The following is a 21602-nucleotide window of genomic DNA, read 5'->3' on the forward strand; positions in this document are numbered from 1 at the left end:
CCCTCCTGTCTGCCTGCCGGCTCGGGATCAGCGGGTCAGCTGAACGCCCCGTAGTCGTAGTCCTCCAGCGGGATGGCGGAGCCCGAATCGGCCCCGATGCCCGCGTAGAAGTCGCCGTAGCTGTTGGTGAACATCTCGGCCTTGGCCTCTTCGGTCGGCTCCACCACGATGTTGCGGTGGGTCTGCAGGCCGGTGCCCGCAGGGATGAGCTTACCGAGGATGACGTTCTCCTTCAGCCCCATGAGCGTATCCGACTTGCCTTCCATGGCCGCCTCGGTGAGGACGCGGGTGGTCTCCTGGAAGGACGCGGCCGACAGCCACGATTCGGTCGCCAGCGAAGCCTTCGTGATGCCCATGAGCTCATCACGTGCCGATGCCGGCTGGCCGCCCTCGGCGACCACACGGCGGTTCTCCGCCTGGTAGCGACCACGGTCGACGAGCTCGCCGGGCAGCAGGTTCGTGTCGCCCGACTCGATCACGGTCACGCGACGCAGCATCTGCCGCACGATGACCTCGATGTGCTTGTCGTGGATGCCCACCCCCTGCGAACGGTAGACCTTCTGGACCTCCTCGACGAGGAAGCGCTCGGCCTCGCGACGACCGCGGATGCGCAGGACCTGCTTCGGGTCGACCGCACCGACGATGAGCTGCTCGCCGGCCTTGACGTGCTGTCCGTCCTCGACGAGGAGACGGGCGCGCTTGGAGACTGCGTGCTCGATCTCGTCGCTGCCGTCATCAGGTGTGATGATGACGAAGCGGGTCTTGCGGCTGTCGTCGATCTTCGCCCGACCGGTCGCCTCGGCGATGGGGGCGAAGCCCTTCGGTGTGCGGGCTTCGAAGAGCTCGGTCACACGGGGCAGACCCTGGGTGATGTCACCCGAGGACGCAGCGGCACCACCGGTGTGGAAGGTCCGCATCGTCAGCTGGGTGCCGGGCTCACCGATCGACTGGGCAGCGACGGTGCCGATGGCCTCGCCGATGTCCACGAGCTTGCCGGTCGCCATGGAGCGGCCGTAGTGCTCGGCGGAGATCTGCGTATCCGAATCCGCGGTCAGCACCGAGTGGACCTTGATCTCCTCGATCCCGGCGGCCACGAGAGCGTCGACAGTCGCAGCGGTGACATCGGACTTCGCGGGAACGATGACATTGCCCTCGGCGTCGGTGACGTCGTTGACGGTGAGTCGACCGTAGACGCTGGTCTCCGCGTACTCGTGCGGGACGAGGTTGCCCTCGTGATCGCGTTCGGCGACCGGCAGGGTGATGCCCTTGTTCGAATCGGCGTCGGCGGTGCGGATGATGACGTCCTGCGACACATCGACAAGACGACGCGTCAGGTAACCGGAGTCAGCGGTACGCAGAGCGGTGTCGGCCAGACCCTTACGAGCACCGTGCGAAGCGATGAAGTACTCCAGCACCGCCAGACCCTCACGGTAGTTCGACACGATCGGACGAGGGATGATCTCACCCTTCGGGTTCGTCACCAGACCGCGCATACCGGCCAGCTGACGCACCTGCATCCAGTTGCCGGAGGCACCGGATTCGACCAGACGCAGCACCGAGTTCTCCTCGGGGAAGTTCGTGCGCATGATCTGGTCGACCTTCTCGGTCGTCTCGGTCCAGAGCTTGACGAGCTCGTTGCGGCGCTCGTCATCTGTGAGCGCACCGAGTTCGTACTGCTGCTGGACCTTCGTGTCGATGGCCTCGGCGTCGTCGAGGATCTCGGCCTTAGCCTCGGGCGAGACGACATCGGACATGGCGATGGTGATGCCCGAACGGGTGGCCCAGTAGAAGCCGCCGGACTTGAAGTTGTCCAGCGTGTGGGCGACCTCGACCTTCGGGTACTCCTCGGCGAGGTGGTTGACGATCCGGCTCAAGGCCTTCTTGTCGATCGTCGAGTTCACGAAGGTGTAGTCGGCAGGCAGGTATTCGTTGAACTGCGCGCGACCCAGGGTGGTCTGCACATCCAGCGGATCACCGGCTTCCCAGCCCTCGGGCAGGTCCATGTCCGCCCCGGGAACGACGTTCTCCAGACGGATGGTCACCGGCGAACCGAGATCGAGCTCACCGCGGTCGAAGGCCATAATGGCTTCGCCCATACCGGAGAAGGAACGTCCCTCACCGGCCAGTCCCTTGCGCTCGGAGGTGAGGTGGAACAGACCGATGATCATGTCCTGTGAGGGCATGGTCACGGGCTTGCCATCCGAGGGCTTGAGGATGTTGTTGGCCGAGAGCATGAGGATGCGGGCCTCGGCCTGCGCCTCGGGGCTCAGCGGCAGGTGCACGGCCATCTGGTCACCGTCGAAGTCGGCGTTGAACGCCGAGCACACGAGCGGGTGCAGCTGGATGGCCTTACCCTCGATGAGCTGGGGTTCGAAGGCCTGGATGCCCAGACGGTGCAGGGTCGGTGCGCGGTTGAGCAGCACCGGGTGTTCGGTGATGACCTCTTCGAGGACGTCCCACACCTGCGGGTGCTGGCGCTCGACCATGCGCTTGGCCGACTTGATGTTCTGCGCATGGTTGAGATCGACCAGGCGCTTCATCACGAAGGGCTTGAACAGTTCCAGGGCCATGGTCTTGGGCAGACCGGCCTGGTGCAGGTGCAGCTGCGGACCGACGACGATGACCGAGCGGCCCGAGTAGTCCACGCGCTTACCGAGCAGGTTCTGACGGAAGCGTCCCTGCTTGCCCTTGAGCATGTCCGACAGCGACTTGAGCGGGCGGTTGCCCGGTCCGGTCACCGGGCGTCCGCGACGACCGTTGTCGAACAGCGAGTCCACGGCCTCCTGCAGCATCCGCTTCTCGTTGTTGACGATGATCTCGGGAGCGCCGAGGTCGAGCAGACGCTTGAGCCGGTTGTTGCGGTTGATGACGCGACGGTAGAGGTCGTTGAGATCCGAGGTCGCGAAGCGGCCGCCGTCGAGCTGCACCATCGGTCGCAGCTCGGGCGGGATCACCGGCACGACGTCGAGGACCATGCCCTCGGGGTTGTTGTCGGTGGTCAGGAACGCGTTGACGACCTTGAGGCGCTTGAGCGCACGGGTCTTGCGCTGCCCCTTGCCCGTGGCGATCAGCTCACGCAGCTTCTCGGCTTCGGCCTCGAGGTCGAAGTCGATGAGACGCTTCTGGATCGCCTCGGCGCCCATGGCGCCGGTGAAATAGAGACCGAAGCGATGGAACATCTCGCGGTACAGGCTCTCGTCGCCTTCGAGGTCGTTGACCTTGAGGTTCTTGAACCGGTCCCACACCTGCTCGATACGGTCGACCTCGCGGTCGGCGTTCTTGCGCAGCTTGTCCATTTCCTTCTCGGCGGTGTCGCGCAGCTTCTTCTTGGCCTGGGCGGTGCCGCCGTCGGCCTCGAGCGCGGCGAGATCCTCTTCGAGCTTCTTGGCACGACGGTCGATGTCGGCGTCACGGCGGGTGCCGATCTGCTGCTTCTCGACGTCGATCTTGTTCTGCAGGCTGGGCAGATCACGGTGACGGGAGTCCTCGTCGACCGAGGTGATCATGTAGGCCGCGAAGTAGATGACCTTCTCAAGATCCTTCGGGGCCAGGTCCAGCAGGTACCCCAGACGGGAGGGAACGCCCTTGAAGTACCAGATGTGGGTCACGGCAGCGGCGAGTTCGATGTGGCCCATGCGCTCACGGCGCACCTTGGCACGGGTGACCTCGACACCGCAGCGTTCGCAGATGATGCCCTTGAAGCGGACGCGCTTGTACTTTCCACAGGCGCACTCCCAGTCGCGAGTGGGGCCGAAGATCTTCTCGCAGAAGAGTCCGTCCTTCTCCGGCTTCAGGGTCCGGTAGTTGATGGTCTCAGGCTTTTTCACCTCACCGTGTGACCAGCCGCGGATGTTCTCCGCGGTGGCAAGACCGATGCGCAGTTCATCAAAGAAATTGACGTCAGGCACGTAAATCCTCTTTCCTGGCGATGAACGTCTCGTTCATCAAAAAGTTGTGTCGGTTGAAGTGGAAGTCCTCAGACTTCTTCTACGGTCTGTGCTTCGCGACGGGACAGGTCGATGCCGAGCTCTTCAGCGGCACGGTAGACTTCGTCCTCCGACTCGCCCATCTCGACCTGGCCTCCGTCGGAAGACAGGACTTCGACGTTGAGGCACAGGGACTGCATCTCCTTGATGAGGACCTTGAACGACTCGGGGATTCCCGGATCGGGCAGGTTCTCGCCCTTGACGATGGCTTCGTAGACCTTCACACGGCCCGGGATGTCATCGGACTTGATCGTCAGAAGCTCCTGCAGGGTGTAGGCGGCGCCGTAGGCCTCGAGGGCCCAGACTTCCATCTCACCGAAGCGCTGACCACCGAACTGCGCCTTACCACCAAGCGGCTGCTGGGTGATCATCGAGTACGGTCCGGTCGAACGCGCGTGGATCTTGTCGTCGACGAGGTGGTGGAGCTTGAGCATGTACATGTAGCCGACCGAGATCGGGTACGGGAACGGCTCACCGGAGCGGCCGTCGAACAGCTGCGCCTTGCCCGAGGAGTCGATGAGACGGTCCCCATCGCGGTTCGGGGTGGTCGAATCCAGCAGTCCGCGCAGCTCCTGCTCGTGCGCACCGTCGAAGACCGGGGTGGCCAGGTTGGTGCCGGCCTCGGCCTCGCGGGCCGCCGTCGGCAGCTCCGCCGCCCACTCGGGGTTGCCCTCGATCTTCCAACCCTGCTTCGAGATCCATCCGAGGTGGACCTCGAAGACCTGACCGATGTTCATACGACGCGGCACACCGTGCGGGTTGAGGATGACGTCGACGGGGGTGCCGTCGGCGAGGAACGGCATGTCCTCGACAGGCAGGATCGTCGAGATGACGCCCTTGTTGCCGTGACGGCCGGCCATCTTGTCACCGATGGTGATCTTGCGGCGCTGGGCCACGTAGACGCGGACCATCTGGTTGACGCCGGGCGAGAGCTCGTCATCGTCCTCACGGTCGAAGACGCGGACGCCGATGACGGTGCCGATCTCGCCGTGGGGAACGCGCAGCGAAGTGTCGCGGACCTCGCGGGACTTCTCACCGAAGATCGCGCGGAGCAGGCGCTCCTCCGGTGTCAGCTCGGTTTCACCCTTCGGGGTGACCTTGCCGACCAGGATGTCTCCGTCGGTGACCTCGGCGCCGATGCGGATGATGCCGCGATCGTCGAGATCGGCCAGCGCGTCGGGAGAGATGTTCGGAATGTCCCGGGTGATCTCTTCGGCACCGAGCTTGGTGTCGCGAGCGTCGACCTCGTGCTCCTCGATGTGGATCGAAGACAGGACATCGTCCTGGACGAGGCGCTGGGAGAGGATGATCGCATCCTCGAAGTTGTAGCCTTCCCAGGACATGAACGCCACGAGGAGGTTCTTGCCCAGAGCCATCTCACCGTTCTCGGTGGACGGACCGTCGGCGAGGACGGAACCGGCTTCGACGCGGTCCCCCTCGTCGACGAGGATGCGCTGGTTGTACGAAGTGCCGTGGTTCGAACGCTTGAACTTCGAAGCCTTGTAGGTCATCTGGGTTCCGTCGTCGGCGAGCACCGTGACATAGTCCGCGGAGACCTCGGTGATGACACCGGACTTCTCGGCGGTGATGACATCACCGGCGTCGACTGCGGCACGATACTCCATGCCGGTGCCCACGACCGGGGACTCCGCCATCACCAGCGGCACGGCCTGGCGCTGCATGTTCGCCCCCATGAGGGCGCGGTTGGCATCGTCGTGCTCGAGGAACGGGATGAGAGCTGAAGCCACTGACACCATCTGACGTGCGGAGACGTCCATGAAGTCGATCTGGTCATACTGGACCAGCTCGGCTTCGCCGCCGCCGCCCTTCGGACGGGCCAGAACCTCGACCTCGGCGAAACGATGCTCTTCGGTCAGCGGCGCGTTGGCCTGCGCGATGTTGAAGTCGAGTTCGTCATCGGCGGTCAGATACTGGGTGTCATCGGTGACGACACCGTCGACGACCTTGCGGTAGGGCGTTTCGATGAAGCCGAACGGATTGATGCGGGCGTACGAGGCCAGCGAACCGATGAGGCCGATGTTCGGACCTTCGGGGGTCTCGATCGGGCACATACGGCCGTAGTGGGAGGGGTGGACGTCGCGGACTTCCATGGCGGCGCGGTCACGCGAGAGACCGCCGGGGCCCAGCGCGGAGAGGCGGCGCTTGTGGGTCAGACCCGCGAGCGGGTTGTTCTGATCCATGAACTGGCTCAGCTGGGAGGTGCCGAAGAACTCCTTGATCGCAGCCACCACCGGGCGGATGTTGATCAGCGTCTGCGGCGTGATCGCCTCGACGTCCTGCGTGGTCATGCGCTCACGCACAACGCGCTCCATGCGCGACAGACCCGTGCGGATCTGGTTCTCGATGAGCTCACCGACCGCGCGGATGCGGCGGTTGCCGAAGTGGTCGATGTCGTCGAGCTTGACGCTGAGTTCGACCTCTTCGCCGTCCCGGGTGCCCTTGGCGGTCTCCACTCCGGCGTGCAGGGACACGAGGTAGCGGATGGTGGCCACGATGTCATCGGTCGAGAGCACCGAATCCGACAGCGGAGCCTCGACACCGAGCTTGCGGTTGAGCTTGTAGCGGCCGACCTTGGCCAGGTCGTAGCGCTTCGGGTTGAAGTACAGGTTGTTGAGCAGGTTGCGAGCGGCCTCGGCCGTCGCCGGCTCTGCCGGGCGCAGCTTCTTGTAGATGTCGAGCAGCGCCTCGTCCTGCGTGCTCACGGTGTCCTTGGCCATCGTCTCGCGGATGGACTCGAACTCGCCGAACTCCTCGAGGATCTTCGCCTCGCTCCAGCCGAGGGCCTTGAGGAGGACGGTCACGGACTGCTTGCGCTTGCGGTCGAGGCGGACGCCGACCTGGTCGCGCTTGTCGACCTCGAACTCCAGCCAAGCACCGCGGGAGGGGATGATCTTCGCAGTGAAGATGTCCTTGTCCGTGGTCTTGTCGACGCTCGATTCGAAGTAGGCGCCCGGTGAGCGGACGAGCTGTGAGACGACGACGCGTTCGGTGCCGTTGACGATGAACGTGCCCTTGTCGGTCATCAGGGGGAAGTCACCCATGAACACGGTCTGGCTCTTGATCTCGCCCGTGTTGTTGTTCATGAACTCGGCGGTGACGTACAGCGGCGCCGAGTAGGTCATGTCGCGTTCCTTGCACTCGTCGATCGAGTACTTGGGCGATTCGAACCGATGCTCGCGGAACGACAGCGACATGGATCCGCCGAAGTCTTCGATCGGCGAGATCTCTTCGAAGATGTCCTCGAGTCCGGAGGTGGTCGCGACGGAGTCGTCTCCGATTTCGATGGCCTCGGCGACGCGGTCCTGCCACGCCTCCGATCCGATCAGCCAGTCGAAGCTGTCCGTCTGCAGACCGAGCAGATCGGGAACCTCGAGGGGCTCGCGAATCTTCGCGAAGGAAATTCTCTGGGGGGGATTAGCGGTCCTGGTGTTGTCGTTGGCGGCGGCCAATTGGTTCCTTCCGAGTGCTTCACCATCTGATACTTCGTCTGCCCACTCGTCTTCGCTTCGACGACCCGCGGGTGTGTCGGATTTCGACTCCCGGCGTCGACGTGGTTCACTTGAGTGGAAATGACGTGCCCACCGCTATATGAAGGCACACCACAGGCAGAACGATGCAAATATCAAGCTTATAGCATCAGGTCAAGTCACGCAAGGATCTTCTTCCACAGGCCGACCCAGCCCACGACTTCGAACCCTGCCCGCTCGTTGATCGCCAGCATCCACGAGTTCTCCGCCGCGTTCCACGTGTAGACGCGTTCGACCTCCGATCCCTCCAGCAGCGCCGCATGGTTGGAGCTCTTCAGCCTCGCACCCAAACCGTGGCCGCGATGCTCGCGGACGACGAGCGTGGCGCCCTGAAAGGCCACATGGGGTCGCTGGGCATAGCTGACGACCTCGGTGAAGCCGACGCCCTCACCGTCGTGGAGGGCCAGCGCCGTCTGCGTCCGCCCTCCTGCCTGCTCCCGGTCCGCTTCGAGCGCCCGAACCCGCGCGGGGTTCCAGATCTCCTCGTCCTGGAGATCCGCTGCGCCCGGCACATCTGTCGACATCCTCTGCCTCAGCAGGGCGATGGACTGCACGTGCTCGTGCGGGGCCGGGCCCGCCCAAGTGCGGATGACATATCCTTCGTCTGCTCCGACTCGGTCCCCGACTCCGGCCGCCGACCGCTCCGTCTCCCCCAGCCGGGTCGCCCAGTTGCCTGGCGAGCTGCCCACGCTGCCTGGCGAGCTGCCCTGTGCGCCTGGCGTACTGTCCTGGATGTTCGCGACGGAGCACCGCTCGAGCTGTTGGAGACCGTAACCACGCCGAAGGGCGAAAGCGACCTCGGCTCGTTCGGCCGGAAGACTGCCGGTGCCGGCGGCCGCGGCGATCCTGGGTCTGCGCGGATCAGCGTCGAAGTCCGCAGCGGGAACTTCGCACCACGCGTTCAGCCGCGTCCTCCCGGCATCTCCCAGGTGGCGTTCCATGACCGTGAGCAGCTCGGTTCCCAGCCCCGAGCGCCTCCGTTCGGGCAGGACGCCCGCGTAGACATCGGCGACATCGGTGTTGTCCTGCAGACTGAGATACGCGCCGGCCTTGGCCACGAGCCTGCCGTCGACGCGACCCAGCCAGATCTCGTGCGATGTGAATTCGTCGGTGCGCACGAGTTTGCTGCGCACCGACCCGGGAAGAGGGTCGAAGTCCTCTCCGTATCCGAGAGCGCGGTTGATCCTCCGGTCGAAGTCGACGATCTCGTCGAGCAGCACGTCGACTGCCGGATCAGCGAGGGCGCCGGCGCGGATATGTGTGATCTCCATCGATCCCCTCATTCGCAGAGCAGCTGATGAATGCGATCCTAGCCGCCGAGCCCGGGCGCCGACAGTGATCGGAGTCAGCTCCGTCCTGCCCCGGTTCGCTCGCAGCGCCCGATCTCATGCCCCTAGAATCATCGCATGACGACAATCAGCGTGCTCAGCTCCGATCCGGCCGCCGTCAACTGCGGGATCATCACCGGCAGCACGAGCAGCCTCATCGTCGATGCCGGACCATGCCCGGATGCGGGCAGACGTCTCGCCGACCGCGCGGCCCGACTCCGCGGCCGATCCCCCGCCGCGACAGAGATCGATCTGGTCATCACCCACGATCATTGGGACCACTGGTTCGGGGCCGCCGCGCTGCTCGCAGCGGGAGCGGGCCGGGCCTTCGCCTCGAGCAGCTTCGCCACCGATCAGGAGGGCAGCGCATGGCTCGCCCTCGATGCTCTTCGCCACGACCCCGCCACAGCCGAGTTCGCCGCGCAGCTGCCCGTCGATCCCGGTGAGCTCTTCGTCGACGTGACGCCGGTCGCACCGTCGTCCTCGGGACCGGCCGAGGTCGACCTCGGCGGCTGCCGGGCCGAGTTCCATGTCCTCGAAGGGCATTCGACCGCCGATCTCGTCGTCCGTCTGCCCGACCTCGGTGTCGTCTTCGTCGGCGATCTCATCGAGGAGGGCGACGCCCCGCAGGCGGGTGCGGATGCCTCGCTCAGCCACTGGACGAACAGTCTTCGCACGGTCCTCGACTTCGCGGAGGCGACGACATTCGTCCCGGGGCACGGAGTGCCCGTGGACCGCGGATTCGTGCAGCGTCAGCTCGCAGACATCGATGGGATGCGACTTCACCAGGACGACGCCGAGGTGGCCCTGCCCGCACGGACGATGCCCGGTGATCATGATCGTCGCGTGCCCCGAGAGCTCAGGCTTCTCTGAGCGGCGATCCTCGATCGCATCCTCAGCGGGGCGGCTGCGATTTGAGAGCCGTGACGAGATCTCCGCCGATGGCGCCGAAGAGGGTCTCCGCCCACACACTGGCACCCTCGACATACGGCCGGTCCCCATCGAAGATCCACTGCAGGTCTCTGCCGTCCCGCAGATCGCTCTCGCAGACCGAGCACACCGGAACACGCGCCGCCTGCGATCCGACCGACACCGGCGAGGTCGTCTCCGCTTCACCATGCAGCGGGTTGACCGTGCACAGGCTCTCGGGCCGACTCGACCGCGATGAGCGGCTGCGGCCTGCCAGGCTGATCTCTCGGCGCGCCTGCCGCAGCAGCACCATGGCCCCGGCGAGGTCGATGCGTTCGGCCGATTCGTCATCGACGATCACCCTCGCCTCGTGATAGGCGTCGAAGGCCTTCTCGACCTGACTGAGCTCGGCCGAGCTGAGATCATCGGTGCGCAGCTGATCCAGGGAGGAAGCCAACTCGGTGGCTTCAGAGCCGATGTCCTCGCGCAGCGCGCTGCGTTGCAGATGATCGACTCTATGCAGCAGTGAACTGGGCAGTCGGAACCGTTCCCGGCGGCGCGACTCGGCCGCTTTGGCCCGCAGCGTGCGGAAGAGGAAGATCCCACCGATGACCAGCGCCAGGACGAGGATCGAGCCGCCCAGGAACAGTGGGGCGAAGCTGCCGCTGCCGGTGTCCTGGACCACGTCGCTGCCCGGCTGCTGCTGTTCGGCGACGGTATCGCCGGATTCGACGTGTTCCTGCGGATCCTCATAGAAATCGAGGAGCACATTGAGTTTCGACACCGACGGGGTGGAAGTGTTCCAGGAATCATAAGCGTTGAGCTGCTGATCCATGACTTCCATCTTCTTCTCGTGGTGTGCGTCGGTGAAGTATGTGTCGACCGCGATGCCGGTGCCGTCGTCGATCATGACGAATGCGCCTTCGGCGCCGGTGAAGACCTTGACCTGCTGGAGCAGGTCTCGGTCGACGCTGCCATGCTCGGATTCCACTGCGATGACGTAGACATCGAAGTCGAGGTCCTTGACCGTGGCTTCGGCCTTGTCGACGAGACGACCGTCCAGGGTGTCCGCAACCGCGGGGTCGATATAGAAGGGATCGGTCTTCAGCGCTTGGGCGATCTGTTGTGCGTCCACGTCGTTCTGGCTCATTTCCTCTGCTGCTGGGTCTGTGGCAGGCCGTCCTCAGGGAACTGGCGCCTGCGGCACCAGCTGCGGACACCGAGGACCCCGCCCACGGCCAGTCCGCCGCCGATGATCAGGCCGATCCCCGCTCCGCCCACTGCCGAGCCGGTGGTGTAGCGGAGTGTCCTCGGGTCCTCCTCATCCTCCTCATGGACGACGATCGGATTCCCGCTGGGATCGAACGAGGCGCCGTAGCCGAAGTCCTCCTCCTCGACCGGCGCGGCGGCCAGCGCCCGGGCGAAGGACAACCCGGTCTGCGACAGGGAATCGTCGTCGACGGTGCCGGGACGCCTGTCGATATCCCGGGAGATCCCCTTGTTCGCCACCGCCTCCCGGTTGCTCGCGATCACAAGAACCGTGGCCTCGTCATCGGGCACCTCGGCGATGATGCGATTGGCCAACAGGTCCGCTTGCCCATCTGTGTCGTCGAGTTCTGTGGCAGCCAGGAATGCCACGTAGAGCGGTGGGTCGCTTGCATCGATCTCATCGTGGATGCCTGCGATGTCCTCGTCGCGCATCTCGAAGGCGAGGTAATCGTCGATCCAGACCGGATCCTCCTCGAAGGAGCGGGCGATCTCCTGGTATCGCGAACGATCGTAATCGGCATCGTACTGGCTCTCGATGCGGTCCGAATAGATGCTGTCGACCTGCGGCCGGTCGCTGTCGGCTTCCGCGATGCGGGCATCTTTGGCCTCGTCGAACAGGGAGATGCTGTACATCGTCGACCCGATGGCGACGATGATGAAGAGCAGAAGCGCGATTCCGGCCCTCATCGGACCGGGACCGTCTCCAGCGGGTTTCCTCCTGCCTGCCGTGCGCTGAATCATCACGGGCTCTCCCCCATCGTTCCCGCCGCCTTCGGGGCCCTGGCCAGAATCGCCGTCTCGAGTGCTTGGAAGCTGCCGAATCCACTGGTCGCGTAGGCATCATCACGGAGGAAATAGGGTACAGGTCTGACTCTCTTCGCTCCGGGACGTTTGGGCACCATCAAGGTCACAGGATCGTGACCGGTGGTCAGGTCGTCGCGGCACGCGTCGCAGGCGTTGACCGTCAGCGCGGTCGACTTCTGCTTCCAGACGACCGGTTCGATGCTGCCGGTGTGACTGGGCAGGAAGAAGCAGAACAGCGGCTCCTCGACATCCTCGCCGCCGCGGAGGGCACGGCGGATCCACTTGTCGGTTCGGCTCAGACAGTGGACCGCCATCCGGTGGGAGAAATCCTCGGAGTCGGCCCAATCGGGATGGGCCTGAGAGATCGCGGCGACCGCGTTCTGGACGCGGCGACCTCGATCGTACATCTGCCACAGGCCGTCCTCAGCAGCGTAGGGCTCGGGCAGCGGCTCGCTGATGTGCGCGACCCGCGAACGCAGATCGAAGTGCTTCGTCAGCTCCGGCGCCGTCGTCAAACCGGCTCTCCACGCGTAGCGCCTTCTTCGTGCGAGCAGCCAGGTGGTCAGCCCCGCGGCGGCAAGCGCAGTCGCTCCCATGACGAGGACATCGGGGGCCCCTTCGTCGAGATCCCATTTCTCGATGTAGTCCTCGTTGGACTGACCGACGTCCTTCGGATCGAATTGCGGAGGGCTAGGTGCCGGTGCGCCGCCGGCCGCTGCGAGGAGGATCTGCATCTGATAGGGCACATTGAGTTCCACCGGGAGGAAGTCGTCGGATGCCGATCTCGTCAGGCCCCCTCCTCCTCGGGGGACGATCGGTCCGAGGTCGGAGACCAGATATGGCCATGATCTGGAGCCGCCGCCTGCTGTGGCGAAGAGAACGAGAACCTGTTCGGCGTCGCGGCTCTCGTACATTGTCTGGGCCAGATTCGAGGTGACTCTGCCCCAGTCCTCGAGATTGCCTGGGCCGTCCGGCTGGTCAGGGAGGACGGCGATGAAATAGGGCAGATCGGACTCGGCCGCCTCGCTGGAAGCGTGTTCGATGCTGTCGAGCTGGTTGCGGCTCAGACCGTCTTCGATGACGGGCTCGATGAAGAGCGGATCCTTCGCCCAGGCCTCCTGCAGACGAGAACGCAGGTGGTTGAGCAGCTCGTCTTCAGTGGTCGTGGTCGAGGTCACCCGACAAGAGTAGTAGGTTTGCGCGGAGATTCACAGCACACCCGCGTCGGCTCCGAACGGGGGCGGGGAAGCGAAGAACCCCCACAGCCGCAGCTGTGGGGGTTCGAAGCCTCGACAGCGGTCAGACCGCTGCCGGTGGGATCACTTGAGGGTGACGGTCGCGCCGGCAGCCTCGAGGGTCTCCTTGGCCTTCTCGGCGTCTTCCTTCGAAGCGCCTTCGAGGACGGCCTTGGGAGCTCCGTCGACGAGGTCCTTGGCTTCCTTGAGTCCGAGGGAGGTGAGTCCACGGACTTCCTTGATGACGGGAACCTTCTTCTCGCCGGCCGATTCGAGGATGACGTCGAACTCGGTCTGCTCTTCAGCAGCAGCGGCCTCTCCGCCTCCGGCGGCAGGGGCGACTGCGACGGCGGCGGCCGGGGCGGCAGCCTCGACGTCGAATTCCTCTTCGAACTTCTTGACGAACTCGGAGAGTTCGATGAGGGTGAGCTCCTTGAAAGCTTCGATGAGCTCGTCGGTGGTGAGCTTAGCCATGGTGGCTAGTCCTTCCTGTGATGGTCACTGACAGTGACCGGGTTTGATGGGTGTGATGCTCCGGCATCAGGAAGCAGGAGTGTCGTCCTGCTTCTCGCGGAGGGCATCGACAGTGCGCGCGGCCTTGACCAGCGGAGCGGTGAACAGGTAAGCCGCCTGGTGGAGGCTTGCCTTCATGGCACCGGCTGCCTTTGCAAGCAGCACTTCGCGGGATTCGAGGTCGGCGAGCTGGTTGACCTGCTCGGCGCTGAGAGCGGCTCCATCGAAGTAACCGCCCTTCACCACGAGCTGGGAGTTCGCCTTGGCAAAGTTACGCAGAGCCTTGGCAGCCTCAGGGGGTTCGCCGTTGACGAACGCGATCGCGGTGGGCCCGTTGAGGTGCTCATCGAGACCGGTGACTCCGGCTTCCTTGGCTGCAATCTTGGTCAGCGTGTTCTTTACCACGGCGTAGCTGACGTTCTCACCGAGAGAAACGCGCAGTTCTTTCATCTGCGCGACGGTGAGACCGCGGTACTCGGTCAGCAACACAGCGTCGGAGTTCTCAAACTGCTGTTTGATCTCCTCGACTGCGGCTGCCTTGTCTGGCCTCGCCATGGTGTTCCTTTCATAAGTCGTCCGGTCTGTCCCGACAACAGAAAAAGCGCTCCACGCAGGAAGGCGTGAAACGCTTGGCCGCCGATTCCGAAAGGAATCCAGCGGAAGTATCTCGAGCTCACCTGCGTGGGACACTCACTGGGAGTCTTCGCCCGCGGGCACCTGAATCCGATGGCGAATCCAGGTGGAACCGCAGAGACCGACGGTCTTGGGTGTGTTCAGTCTAGCCAACCCCGTCGCGCCAAGTCCAATCCCGCCCCGAGATCCCCACCACACCTCTCCCCCACGGCATCTGACGGCGGCTCTGGTGCCACGCGCGTGGCACCGGAGCCGCCGTCAGACAGCAGCGAGGTCAGTATTCGATGACGACTCGGCCGTCGATCTTCCCATGGACCATCTCGTCGAAGATCGCGTTGATGTCCTCGAGCGGCCTCTTCGTGAACGTCGGACGGATCTTCCCGGCGGCATAGAATTCGAGCGCCTCGACCATGTCTTGCCGAGTGCCGACGATCGAGCCGCGGATCGTCAGTCCCTTGAGCACGATGTCGAAGATCGGTGCGGGGAAGTCGCCCGGAGGCAGACCGTTGAAGACGATCGTCCCACCCCGGCGGGTCATGTTGATGGCCTGACCGAAGGCCGCCGGGTGCACCGCCGTGACGAGGACTCCGTGCGAGCCGCCGATCTCGGACTGGATGATCTCGGCCGGGTCCTCGGCGAAGGCATTGACGGTGATCTCCGCCCCGTGCTTCTTCGCCAGCGCCAGTTTGTCATCGGCGACGTCGACGGCGACGACACGCATACCCATCGCCACCGCATACTGCACGGCGATGTGACCGAGTCCGCCGATGCCGGAGATGACGACCCACTGTCCCGGCTTGACCTCAGTGCGCTTGAGTCCTTTGTAGACGGTGACTCCGGCGCACAGGACCGGAGCGATCTCATAGGGATCGGAGCCTTCGGGGATGATCGCCGCGAACTTCGTGTCCACGAGCATGTACTCGCCGAAGGAGCCGTTGGTGCCGTAGCCGCCGTTGACCTGCCGCTCGCACAGGGTCTCCCAGCCCTGGCGGCAGTGCTCGCAGGTTCCGCAGGCGCTCCACAGCCACGCATTGCCGATCATCTGCCCGACCTCGACGTCGGTGACGCCTTCGCCGACCTTCTCGACGATGCCCACGCCCTCGTGGCCCGGGATGAGAGGGACCTTGGGCTTGACCGGCCAGTCGCCCTGCGCCGCATGGAGATCGGTATGGCAGACCCCCGAGGCGATGAGCTTGACGAGAGCCTGGCCCGGCCCGGGTTTGGGAATGTCGCTGTCGGTGACGGTGAGCTCCTTGCCGAGCTCTTCGACGATCGCTGCCTTCATTTCGGACATCATTCGCTCCTTTGTGACGATGTGGGGTTTCCTGATCATGCGGGGTTTGAGATCGCAGCGGCGGGCAGAATGTTGCTGCCGCCTCCGGAGTCGGTGCCGGACGGGACCCGGCACCGCTCGGTGAATCGAATCGCTCAGAAGAATCCCTGTGCGTTCTCGGAGTAGCTAACCAGCAGGTTCTTCGTCTGCTGGTAGTGGTCGAGCATCATCTTGTGGTTCTCGCGTCCGATGCCCGAGGCCTTGTAGCCGCCGAAGGCCGCATGCGCCGGGTAGGCGTGATAGTTGTTGACCCACACGCGTCCGGCTTGGATGTCCCTGCCCGCGCGGTAGGCGGTGTTGCCGTCGCGCGACCAGACACCGGCACCGAGGCCGTAGAGGGTGTCGTTGGCCGTGGTCAGGGCATCGTCGTAGCCCGAGAAGGTCGCGACCGAGACGACGGGCCCGAAGATCTCCTCTTGGAAGATGCGCATCGAGTTCGTGCCCTTGAAGATCGTCGGCTGGACGTAGAAGCCGCCGGCGAGGTCGCCGTCGAGTTCGGCCCGGCCACCGCCGGTGAGCACCTCGGCGCCCTCCTGCCGACCGATGTCGAGGTAGGACATGATCTTCTCGAACTGATCGTTCGAGGCTTGGGCGCCCATCATGGTGTCGGTGTCGAGGGGATTGCCCTGGACGATCTTCTTGGTCCTGGCCACAGCCGCCTCGAGGAACGGATCGGCGATCGCGTCCTGGATGAGAGCACGGGACGGGCATGTGCAGACTTCGCCCTGGTTGAGCGCGAACATCGTGAAGCCCTCCAGGGCCTTGTCCGCGAACGCATCGTCTTTCGCCAGCACATCCTCGAAGAAGATGTTCGGCGACTTCCCGCCGAGCTCGAGGGTCACCGGGATGATGTTCTGCGAGGCGTACTGCATGATCAGACGACCCGTGGTCGTCTCACCGGTGAACGCGATCTTCGAGATCCGCTTGTTCGATGCCAAGGGCTTGCCGGCCTCGAGGCCGAAGCCGTTGACGACGTTGAGCACGCCGTCGGGCAGCAGGTCGGCGATGAGTTCGACGAGCACGAGGATCGAGGCCGGCGTCTGCTCGGCCGGCTTGAGGACGATCGCGTTGCCGGCAGCCAGTGCCGGAGCCATCTTCCACACGCCCATGAGGATCGGAAAGTTCCAGGGAATGATCTGGCCGACCACGCCGAGGGGCTCATGGAAGTGATAAGCCACGGTGTCGTCGTCGATCTGGGACAGTCCGCCCTCCTGGGCGCGGATGGCTCCGGCGAAATAGCGGAAGTGGTCGACGGCCAACGGCAGATCCGCGTTGAGAGGCTCACGGATCGCTTTGCCGTTGTCCCAGGTCTCGGCCACAGCGAGCAGCTCGAGGTTCTCCTCGATGCGGTCGGCGATCCTGTTGAGGATGTTCGCCCGTTCGGCCACCGGAGTCTTGCCCCAGGACGGAGCGGCCTTGTGTGCGGCGTCGAGGGCGAGTTCGATGTCGGCGGAGGTGCTGGCAGGAACCTCGGTGAAGGCCTGTCCGGTGACCGGGGTGGGGTTCGCGAAATAGTCTCCGTCGACCGGCGGCACCCACTGCCCTCCGATGAAGTTCTCGTAGCGGGACTTGAAGGTGACGAGCGACCCGTCCTGACCTGGCTGTGCGTAGACAGTCATTGCAACTCCTTTGATGCGTCTGCTTCCACCGGATGTTCTCCGTGTGGTCACGACCCTACCGAGGGCAACGTTGCAAGTGGGTTGCATCACACCGGATCGTGAGCTCCCCGGGACCTCAGCACCCGAGGGCCTCCAGACGCACAACAGCCGCATGGCGCTCGACGGCCTCGGGAGGTGCCAAGCGCAGGACTGTCATGAGGACCTCGACATCGTCGCGGAAGCCGGGCAGATCGGCATAGCGCCACAGCTGCTGCCAGGTTCCGTCCTGGAGCAGCGTCTCCCGTATGAGCGCATCGAACTCTGCACTGATCTCGCGCACACCCGGAGCGTCCGAATCCGGCAGCACGAGCCCGCGGTACTGTCCCAGCGCCGTATCCACGTCCCCCTGGGACAGCGCCTCACGGGCGCGTTCGAGATCGGAGCTGAGCTCACCGCGCAGCCGATAGGGACGGGCATCGATCCGCAGATCGCCGAGACCCTCGATGGCTCTGCGCAGCCGGTTGATCTCGGCGCGCACGGTGACTTCGCTGCCGCCGGACGGCCACAGCAGATCGACGAGGCCGGATCCGCTGACACCGTCGGGAAAACGGTGCAGCAGGAGCAGGATCTCAGCATGCCGCCTCGTCAGTGGCACGGTCGTGCCGTCGGGAGTCTGCAGAGCTGGGCTGGGACCGAAGACGGCGAGCTCGCTCCCGGCCGCCTCGGTGTCCGCACACAGCGCCCGCTGCGGGGTGTAGAGCTGGGACAGCCGCGCGCCTGCGGCCTTCGCCGTCGAGGCGAGCAGCGGCAGCACGATCGACGACACCGCATCGTCGCCGCCGGTGACGTCGATGATGCCGATGACACGACCGGTCAGCGGATGGGTCACGGGAACGGCGCTGCAGCTCCAGGAGTGGACGTCGGGGGCGAAGTGCTCGGCCCGACTGATCTGCACCGCCTTCTTGGACTGCAGAGCCAAGCCGGGCGCCGAGGTGCCCATGACCTCTTCGGACCAGTCCGTGCCCGGAAGGAACCCCATGGCCTCGGCGCGACCCCGCACCGTCCGCTCCCCCTCGACCCACAGCAGCCGTCCCTGCTCGTCACCGAGTGCCGCCAAGAGCCCCGCATCCTTGGCAGGTTCGATGAGGTGCGAACGCAGCAGCGGCATGATCGAGTGGAAGGGGTGACGTCTCCGCACTTCGGCGAGACGGTCGGCCTCATAGGCCACGCGCACCCGGGCTCCGGCAGGATCACGCAGTCGGTCGAGGGAGCGCCCCCACGATTCCAGCACCGAGGCGCGCACCCCCTCGGAGTGCCCGTCCGCATTCCGCTCGTGTTCGCCGAGCATCGACGACGGTGTCTGCAGGCGATCATGTGCTCGCCGCACGGTTCGCTGATAGGCGTCTTCGAGCAGAAGCGTCGAATGCATGACGGATGGTCCACCTCCATCGGCGGGTGTCGGAAGAGAGCCTCGATTGCTCATAATCTAATCGCGAAGCCTTCCCCGGGCAAGGGCGGCAACGGCAGAGGGCGGGAAGCGAAGTGCTCGCTTCCCGCCCTCTGTCAGGCTGCGCCGACGCGCTGATCAGTCGATCAGACGCGCAGGCCCGAGTGGTCGACCGGAACGGCGGGGCCGTTCGAGGTCGTGATCGTCGCCTTGCTGATGTAGCGGCCCTTCGAGGAGGACGGCTTCAGACGCAGGATCTCGTCGATGGCGGCATCGAAGTTCGCCTGCAGCGCATCCTCGGAGAAGGAGACCTTTCCGATGATGAAGTGCAGGTTCGAGTGCTTGTCGACGCGGAATTCGATCTTTCCGCCCTTGATGTCGGTCACGGCCTTGGCGACGTCCATGGTCACGGTGCCGGTCTTCGGGTTCGGCATCAGGCCACGGGGGCCGAGCACCTTGCCGAGCCGGCCGACCTTGCCCATCATGTCGGGGGTCGCGACGGCGGCATCGAAGTCGGTGAACCCTCCGGCCACCTTCTCCAGCAGGTCATCGGAGCCGACGAAGTCAGCACCTGCTTCACGGGCAGCTTCTGCACGGTCGCCGGCGGCGAACACCAGGACCCGGGCGGTCTTGCCGGTACCATGCGGAAGGTTGACGGTGCCGCGCACCATCTGATCCGCCTTGCGGGGGTCAACACCCAGGCGGAGGGCGACCTCGACGGTGGCGTCGTACTTCGCCACGCTGGTCTCTTTGGCCAGGGCGATCGCCTGGGCCGGTTCGTAGTTCACATCTGCGGCGATCTTCTCAGCCGCGGCCTGGTAGGCCTTCGAACGCTTTGCCATCTGCTTTGCTCCTTGCAGTCGTGGTGTGGGCTGCGTGGGCCCTGCCACTGTGTGAGGTGAGGTCTCAGACCTCGATGTCGGTGGTGATGCCCATGGAACGTGCGGTTCCGGCGACGATGCGGTCGGCCTGCTCCGGGGTGTTGGCGTTGAGGTCGGGCATCTTCGTGTTGGCGATCTCACGCACCTGGTCGGCGCTCAGGTGGGCGACCTTGACGGTATGCGGCGTGGCCGAACCCGACTTCACTCCGGCAGCCTTCTTGATCAGCTCAGCCGCCGGCGGGGTCTTGAGAACGAAGGTGAACGAACGGTCTTCGTACACAGTGATCTCGACGGGAACGATGTTTCCGCGCTGGGATTCTGTAGCGGCGTTGTAGGCCTTGCAGAATTCCATGATGTTGACGCCGTGCTGGGCAAGCGCCGGACCGATCGGAGGCGCCGGGTTGGCGGCACCTGCCTGAATCTGGAGCTTGACGAGGCCGGCTACCTTTTTCTTGGGAGGCATGTACGGTCCTTAATCTTGAAGTTTCGATGTGCCAGACGAATACAGCACATCGTTCGACGACGGCCTCCGATGAGGGCCGCAATCAAACCACACCAGTATTCCATGCGCGCCTGCCCGTGAGCAAATGCTCGTGAGCCGGATCACGCCGCCGCCCGGCTCCGCTCGAGCCGGGGCAGGGAGAACGACGAAGGGGCCCGGAATCCTCCGGGCCCCTTCGCTGCCGACCGTCTTGGCGATCAGCTCTCAGTTCTCACAGCTTCGAGACTTGGTCGAAGCCGAGTTCGACGGGGACATCGCGTTCGAAGATCGACAGAAGCACGGTGAGCTTCTGCGATTCGGGGCGGATCTCCTGAATGGTGGCCGGATGACCCTCGAAGGAGCCCTCCTTGACGAGGACGGATTCGCCGACCTCGAACTCCACCTCGGTGATGGGAGCCGACTTGGCGGCGGCCTCGGCGGCCGGTCCCTCGGCAGCGGCGGCCTCGGCCTGGCGCTCTTCGAAGATCGGGGCGAGCATCGAGAAGACCTCGTCGATTGACAGCGGGGTCGGATCATAGGCATTGCCGACGAACCCGGTCACACCCGGGGTGTGGCGCACGGCGCCCCAGGACTCATCAGTCAGTTCCATGCGGACGAGCACGTAGCCGGGGATGCGCACGCGGCGCACCTGCTTGCGCTGGCCGTTCTTGATCTCGACGACGTCTTCCATCGGCACCTGGGACTCGAAGATGTACTCTTCGAGGTTGAGGCTGATGGTGCGGTTCTCGAGATTCTGCTTGACGCGGTTCTCGTAGCCCGCGTAGGAGTGGATGACATACCAGTCGCCCTCCTGCATGCGCAGCTCGGCCTTGAACTCCTCGGCCGGGTCCTCCTCGGCAGCGGTCTCGGCAGCATCGCCCTCAGCGGCGGATTCGGAATCTGCCGACTCCGCGTCCGCTGCCTCGGTCTCGCTCGCCTCTGACTCGGTCGCCTCGGCGTCGACGGCCGGAGCTTCGGATTCGGTTTCGGGCACCACTGCGGCACCCGATTCCTCGGGAGTGACGTCCTGGGTCTCAGGGGTCTCCTGCTCAGGTGAACTGGTATCCGACACCGATCAATTCCTCGCTTCGCGTGTTGTGATTCCCGGATGGGAGTGAAGATTCAGCATAAAGTGTGTCACTGCGGAAGGCGTGTCACCACAGGGGCCACAGCGGCGTTCCGCCGAAGACGAATCCGACGAGCTTGCCGAACACCAGGTCCAGGACCGTGACGAGAAGCATCATGAACAGAATGAAGCCCAGAACCACCAGAGTGTAATTGACCAGCTGCTTGCGCGTCGGCGTGACGACCTTCTTGAGCTCCGCCACAACCTCGCGGAAGAACTGCAGGATTCGTCCGAAGAATCCGAGCTTCTTGGGACCGGAGGCACTGCTGGGTGCGCTGCCAGTCTTCTTTGCCGGTGTGTCGCTCACACATCCTCACTCGGTCGGTTTCGTTTGGGGCTTCACAATTGTTCGTGCCAGTCGAGGACGGCGCCTAGCCGATGGGACTTCGGCAGAGTCAACTGCGCAGGGGTGACAGGACTCGAACCTGCAACCTACGGTTTTGGAGACCGTTGCGCTACCAATTGCGCCACACCCCTTCGATCGAACGGCTCGGACCCTGCGGATCCGGAT

At 64.6% G+C, this 21602-nt stretch carries 16 protein-coding genes and 1 tRNA gene; 1 reads left to right on the top strand and 16 read right to left on the bottom strand.

Annotated elements, in window-relative coordinates; genetic code table 11:
* Positions 1–35: 35 nt before the first annotated feature.
* From IIE29_RS13265 to IIE29_RS13275, 3 genes are all read right to left on the bottom strand, one after another.
* Positions 36–3908, bottom strand: a complete 3873-nt coding sequence (locus tag IIE29_RS13265; RefSeq protein ID WP_209325779.1) for a DNA-directed RNA polymerase subunit beta' — start codon at positions 3906–3908, stop codon at positions 36–38.
* Positions 3909–3976: 68 nt separating this feature from the next.
* Positions 3977–7456 carry a DNA-directed RNA polymerase subunit beta gene (rpoB, locus tag IIE29_RS13270; RefSeq protein ID WP_209325780.1) on the bottom strand — a complete coding sequence of 1160 codons (3480 nt, stop codon included), beginning with the start codon at positions 7454–7456 and terminating at the stop codon, positions 3977–3979.
* A gap of 197 nt (positions 7457–7653) precedes the next feature.
* Complete coding sequence (locus IIE29_RS13275) at positions 7654–8805, bottom strand: GNAT family N-acetyltransferase (RefSeq protein WP_209325781.1); 1152 nt, start codon at positions 8803–8805, stop codon at positions 7654–7656.
* Between the two features lie 135 nt (positions 8806–8940).
* Between IIE29_RS13275 and IIE29_RS13280 the strand changes: the two genes are divergently transcribed.
* A complete protein-coding gene (locus IIE29_RS13280; protein ID WP_209325782.1) occupies positions 8941–9735 on the top strand; it encodes an MBL fold metallo-hydrolase in 795 nt (264 codons plus the stop codon).
* Positions 9736–9757: 22 nt separating this feature from the next.
* Here IIE29_RS13280 and IIE29_RS13285 read toward each other — a convergent pair whose 3' ends face one another.
* The 13 genes from IIE29_RS13285 to IIE29_RS13345 form a co-directional block, all read right to left on the bottom strand.
* A complete protein-coding gene (locus IIE29_RS13285) occupies positions 9758–10921 on the bottom strand; it encodes a hypothetical protein (RefSeq protein WP_209325783.1) in 1164 nt (387 codons plus the stop codon).
* The gene (locus tag IIE29_RS13290) at positions 10918–11784 is read right to left on the bottom strand and encodes a hypothetical protein (RefSeq protein WP_209325784.1); all 867 of its coding nucleotides are present in this window, start codon (positions 11782–11784) and stop codon (positions 10918–10920) included. Before IIE29_RS13290 ends, IIE29_RS13285 begins: the two co-directional genes overlap by 4 nt.
* Positions 11781–13022: a hypothetical protein gene (locus IIE29_RS13295; RefSeq protein WP_209325785.1), complete on the bottom strand. Its 1242-nt coding sequence runs from the start codon at positions 13020–13022 to the stop codon at positions 11781–11783. Before IIE29_RS13295 ends, IIE29_RS13290 begins: the two co-directional genes overlap by 4 nt.
* Positions 13023–13163: 141 nt before the next feature.
* On the bottom strand, positions 13164–13553 hold the full coding sequence (gene rplL / locus IIE29_RS13300) for a 50S ribosomal protein L7/L12 (RefSeq protein ID WP_209325786.1): 390 nt from the start codon (positions 13551–13553) through the stop codon (positions 13164–13166).
* A 66-nt stretch (positions 13554–13619) separates the two neighbouring features.
* Positions 13620–14147, bottom strand: coding sequence for a 50S ribosomal protein L10 (gene rplJ, locus IIE29_RS13305; RefSeq protein WP_209325787.1), 528 nt, complete (start codon positions 14145–14147; stop codon positions 13620–13622).
* A 352-nt stretch (positions 14148–14499) separates the two neighbouring features.
* Positions 14500–15519, bottom strand: a complete 1020-nt coding sequence (adhP, locus tag IIE29_RS13310; RefSeq protein WP_209325788.1) for an alcohol dehydrogenase AdhP — start codon at positions 15517–15519, stop codon at positions 14500–14502.
* Between the two features lie 134 nt (positions 15520–15653).
* The gene (gene exaC / locus IIE29_RS13315) at positions 15654–17177 is read right to left on the bottom strand and encodes an acetaldehyde dehydrogenase ExaC (protein WP_209325789.1); all 1524 of its coding nucleotides are present in this window, start codon (positions 17175–17177) and stop codon (positions 15654–15656) included.
* A 115-nt stretch (positions 17178–17292) separates the two neighbouring features.
* Complete coding sequence (locus tag IIE29_RS13320) at positions 17293–18585, bottom strand: GAF domain-containing protein (protein ID WP_209325790.1); 1293 nt, start codon at positions 18583–18585, stop codon at positions 17293–17295.
* A 164-nt stretch (positions 18586–18749) separates the two neighbouring features.
* Complete coding sequence (rplA, locus tag IIE29_RS13325) at positions 18750–19445, bottom strand: 50S ribosomal protein L1 (RefSeq protein ID WP_209325791.1); 696 nt, start codon at positions 19443–19445, stop codon at positions 18750–18752.
* A gap of 64 nt (positions 19446–19509) precedes the next feature.
* Entirely contained in the window at positions 19510–19947 is a 438-nt protein-coding gene (gene rplK / locus IIE29_RS13330; RefSeq protein WP_209325792.1) for a 50S ribosomal protein L11, read from the bottom strand.
* Between the two features lie 250 nt (positions 19948–20197).
* A complete protein-coding gene (gene nusG / locus IIE29_RS13335) occupies positions 20198–21037 on the bottom strand; it encodes a transcription termination/antitermination protein NusG (RefSeq protein ID WP_209325793.1) in 840 nt (279 codons plus the stop codon).
* An 82-nt stretch (positions 21038–21119) separates the two neighbouring features.
* Entirely contained in the window at positions 21120–21398 is a 279-nt protein-coding gene (gene secE, locus IIE29_RS13340) for a preprotein translocase subunit SecE (protein WP_135537149.1), read from the bottom strand.
* Between the two features lie 97 nt (positions 21399–21495).
* Positions 21496–21568: transfer RNA gene (locus tag IIE29_RS13345), tRNA-Trp, on the bottom strand.
* Positions 21569–21602 lie beyond the last annotated feature (34 nt).

It is taken from the genome of Brevibacterium renqingii (assembly GCF_017808095.1).
In the GTDB taxonomy this organism is placed as follows: Bacteria; Actinomycetota; Actinomycetes; order Actinomycetales; family Brevibacteriaceae; genus Brevibacterium; species Brevibacterium renqingii.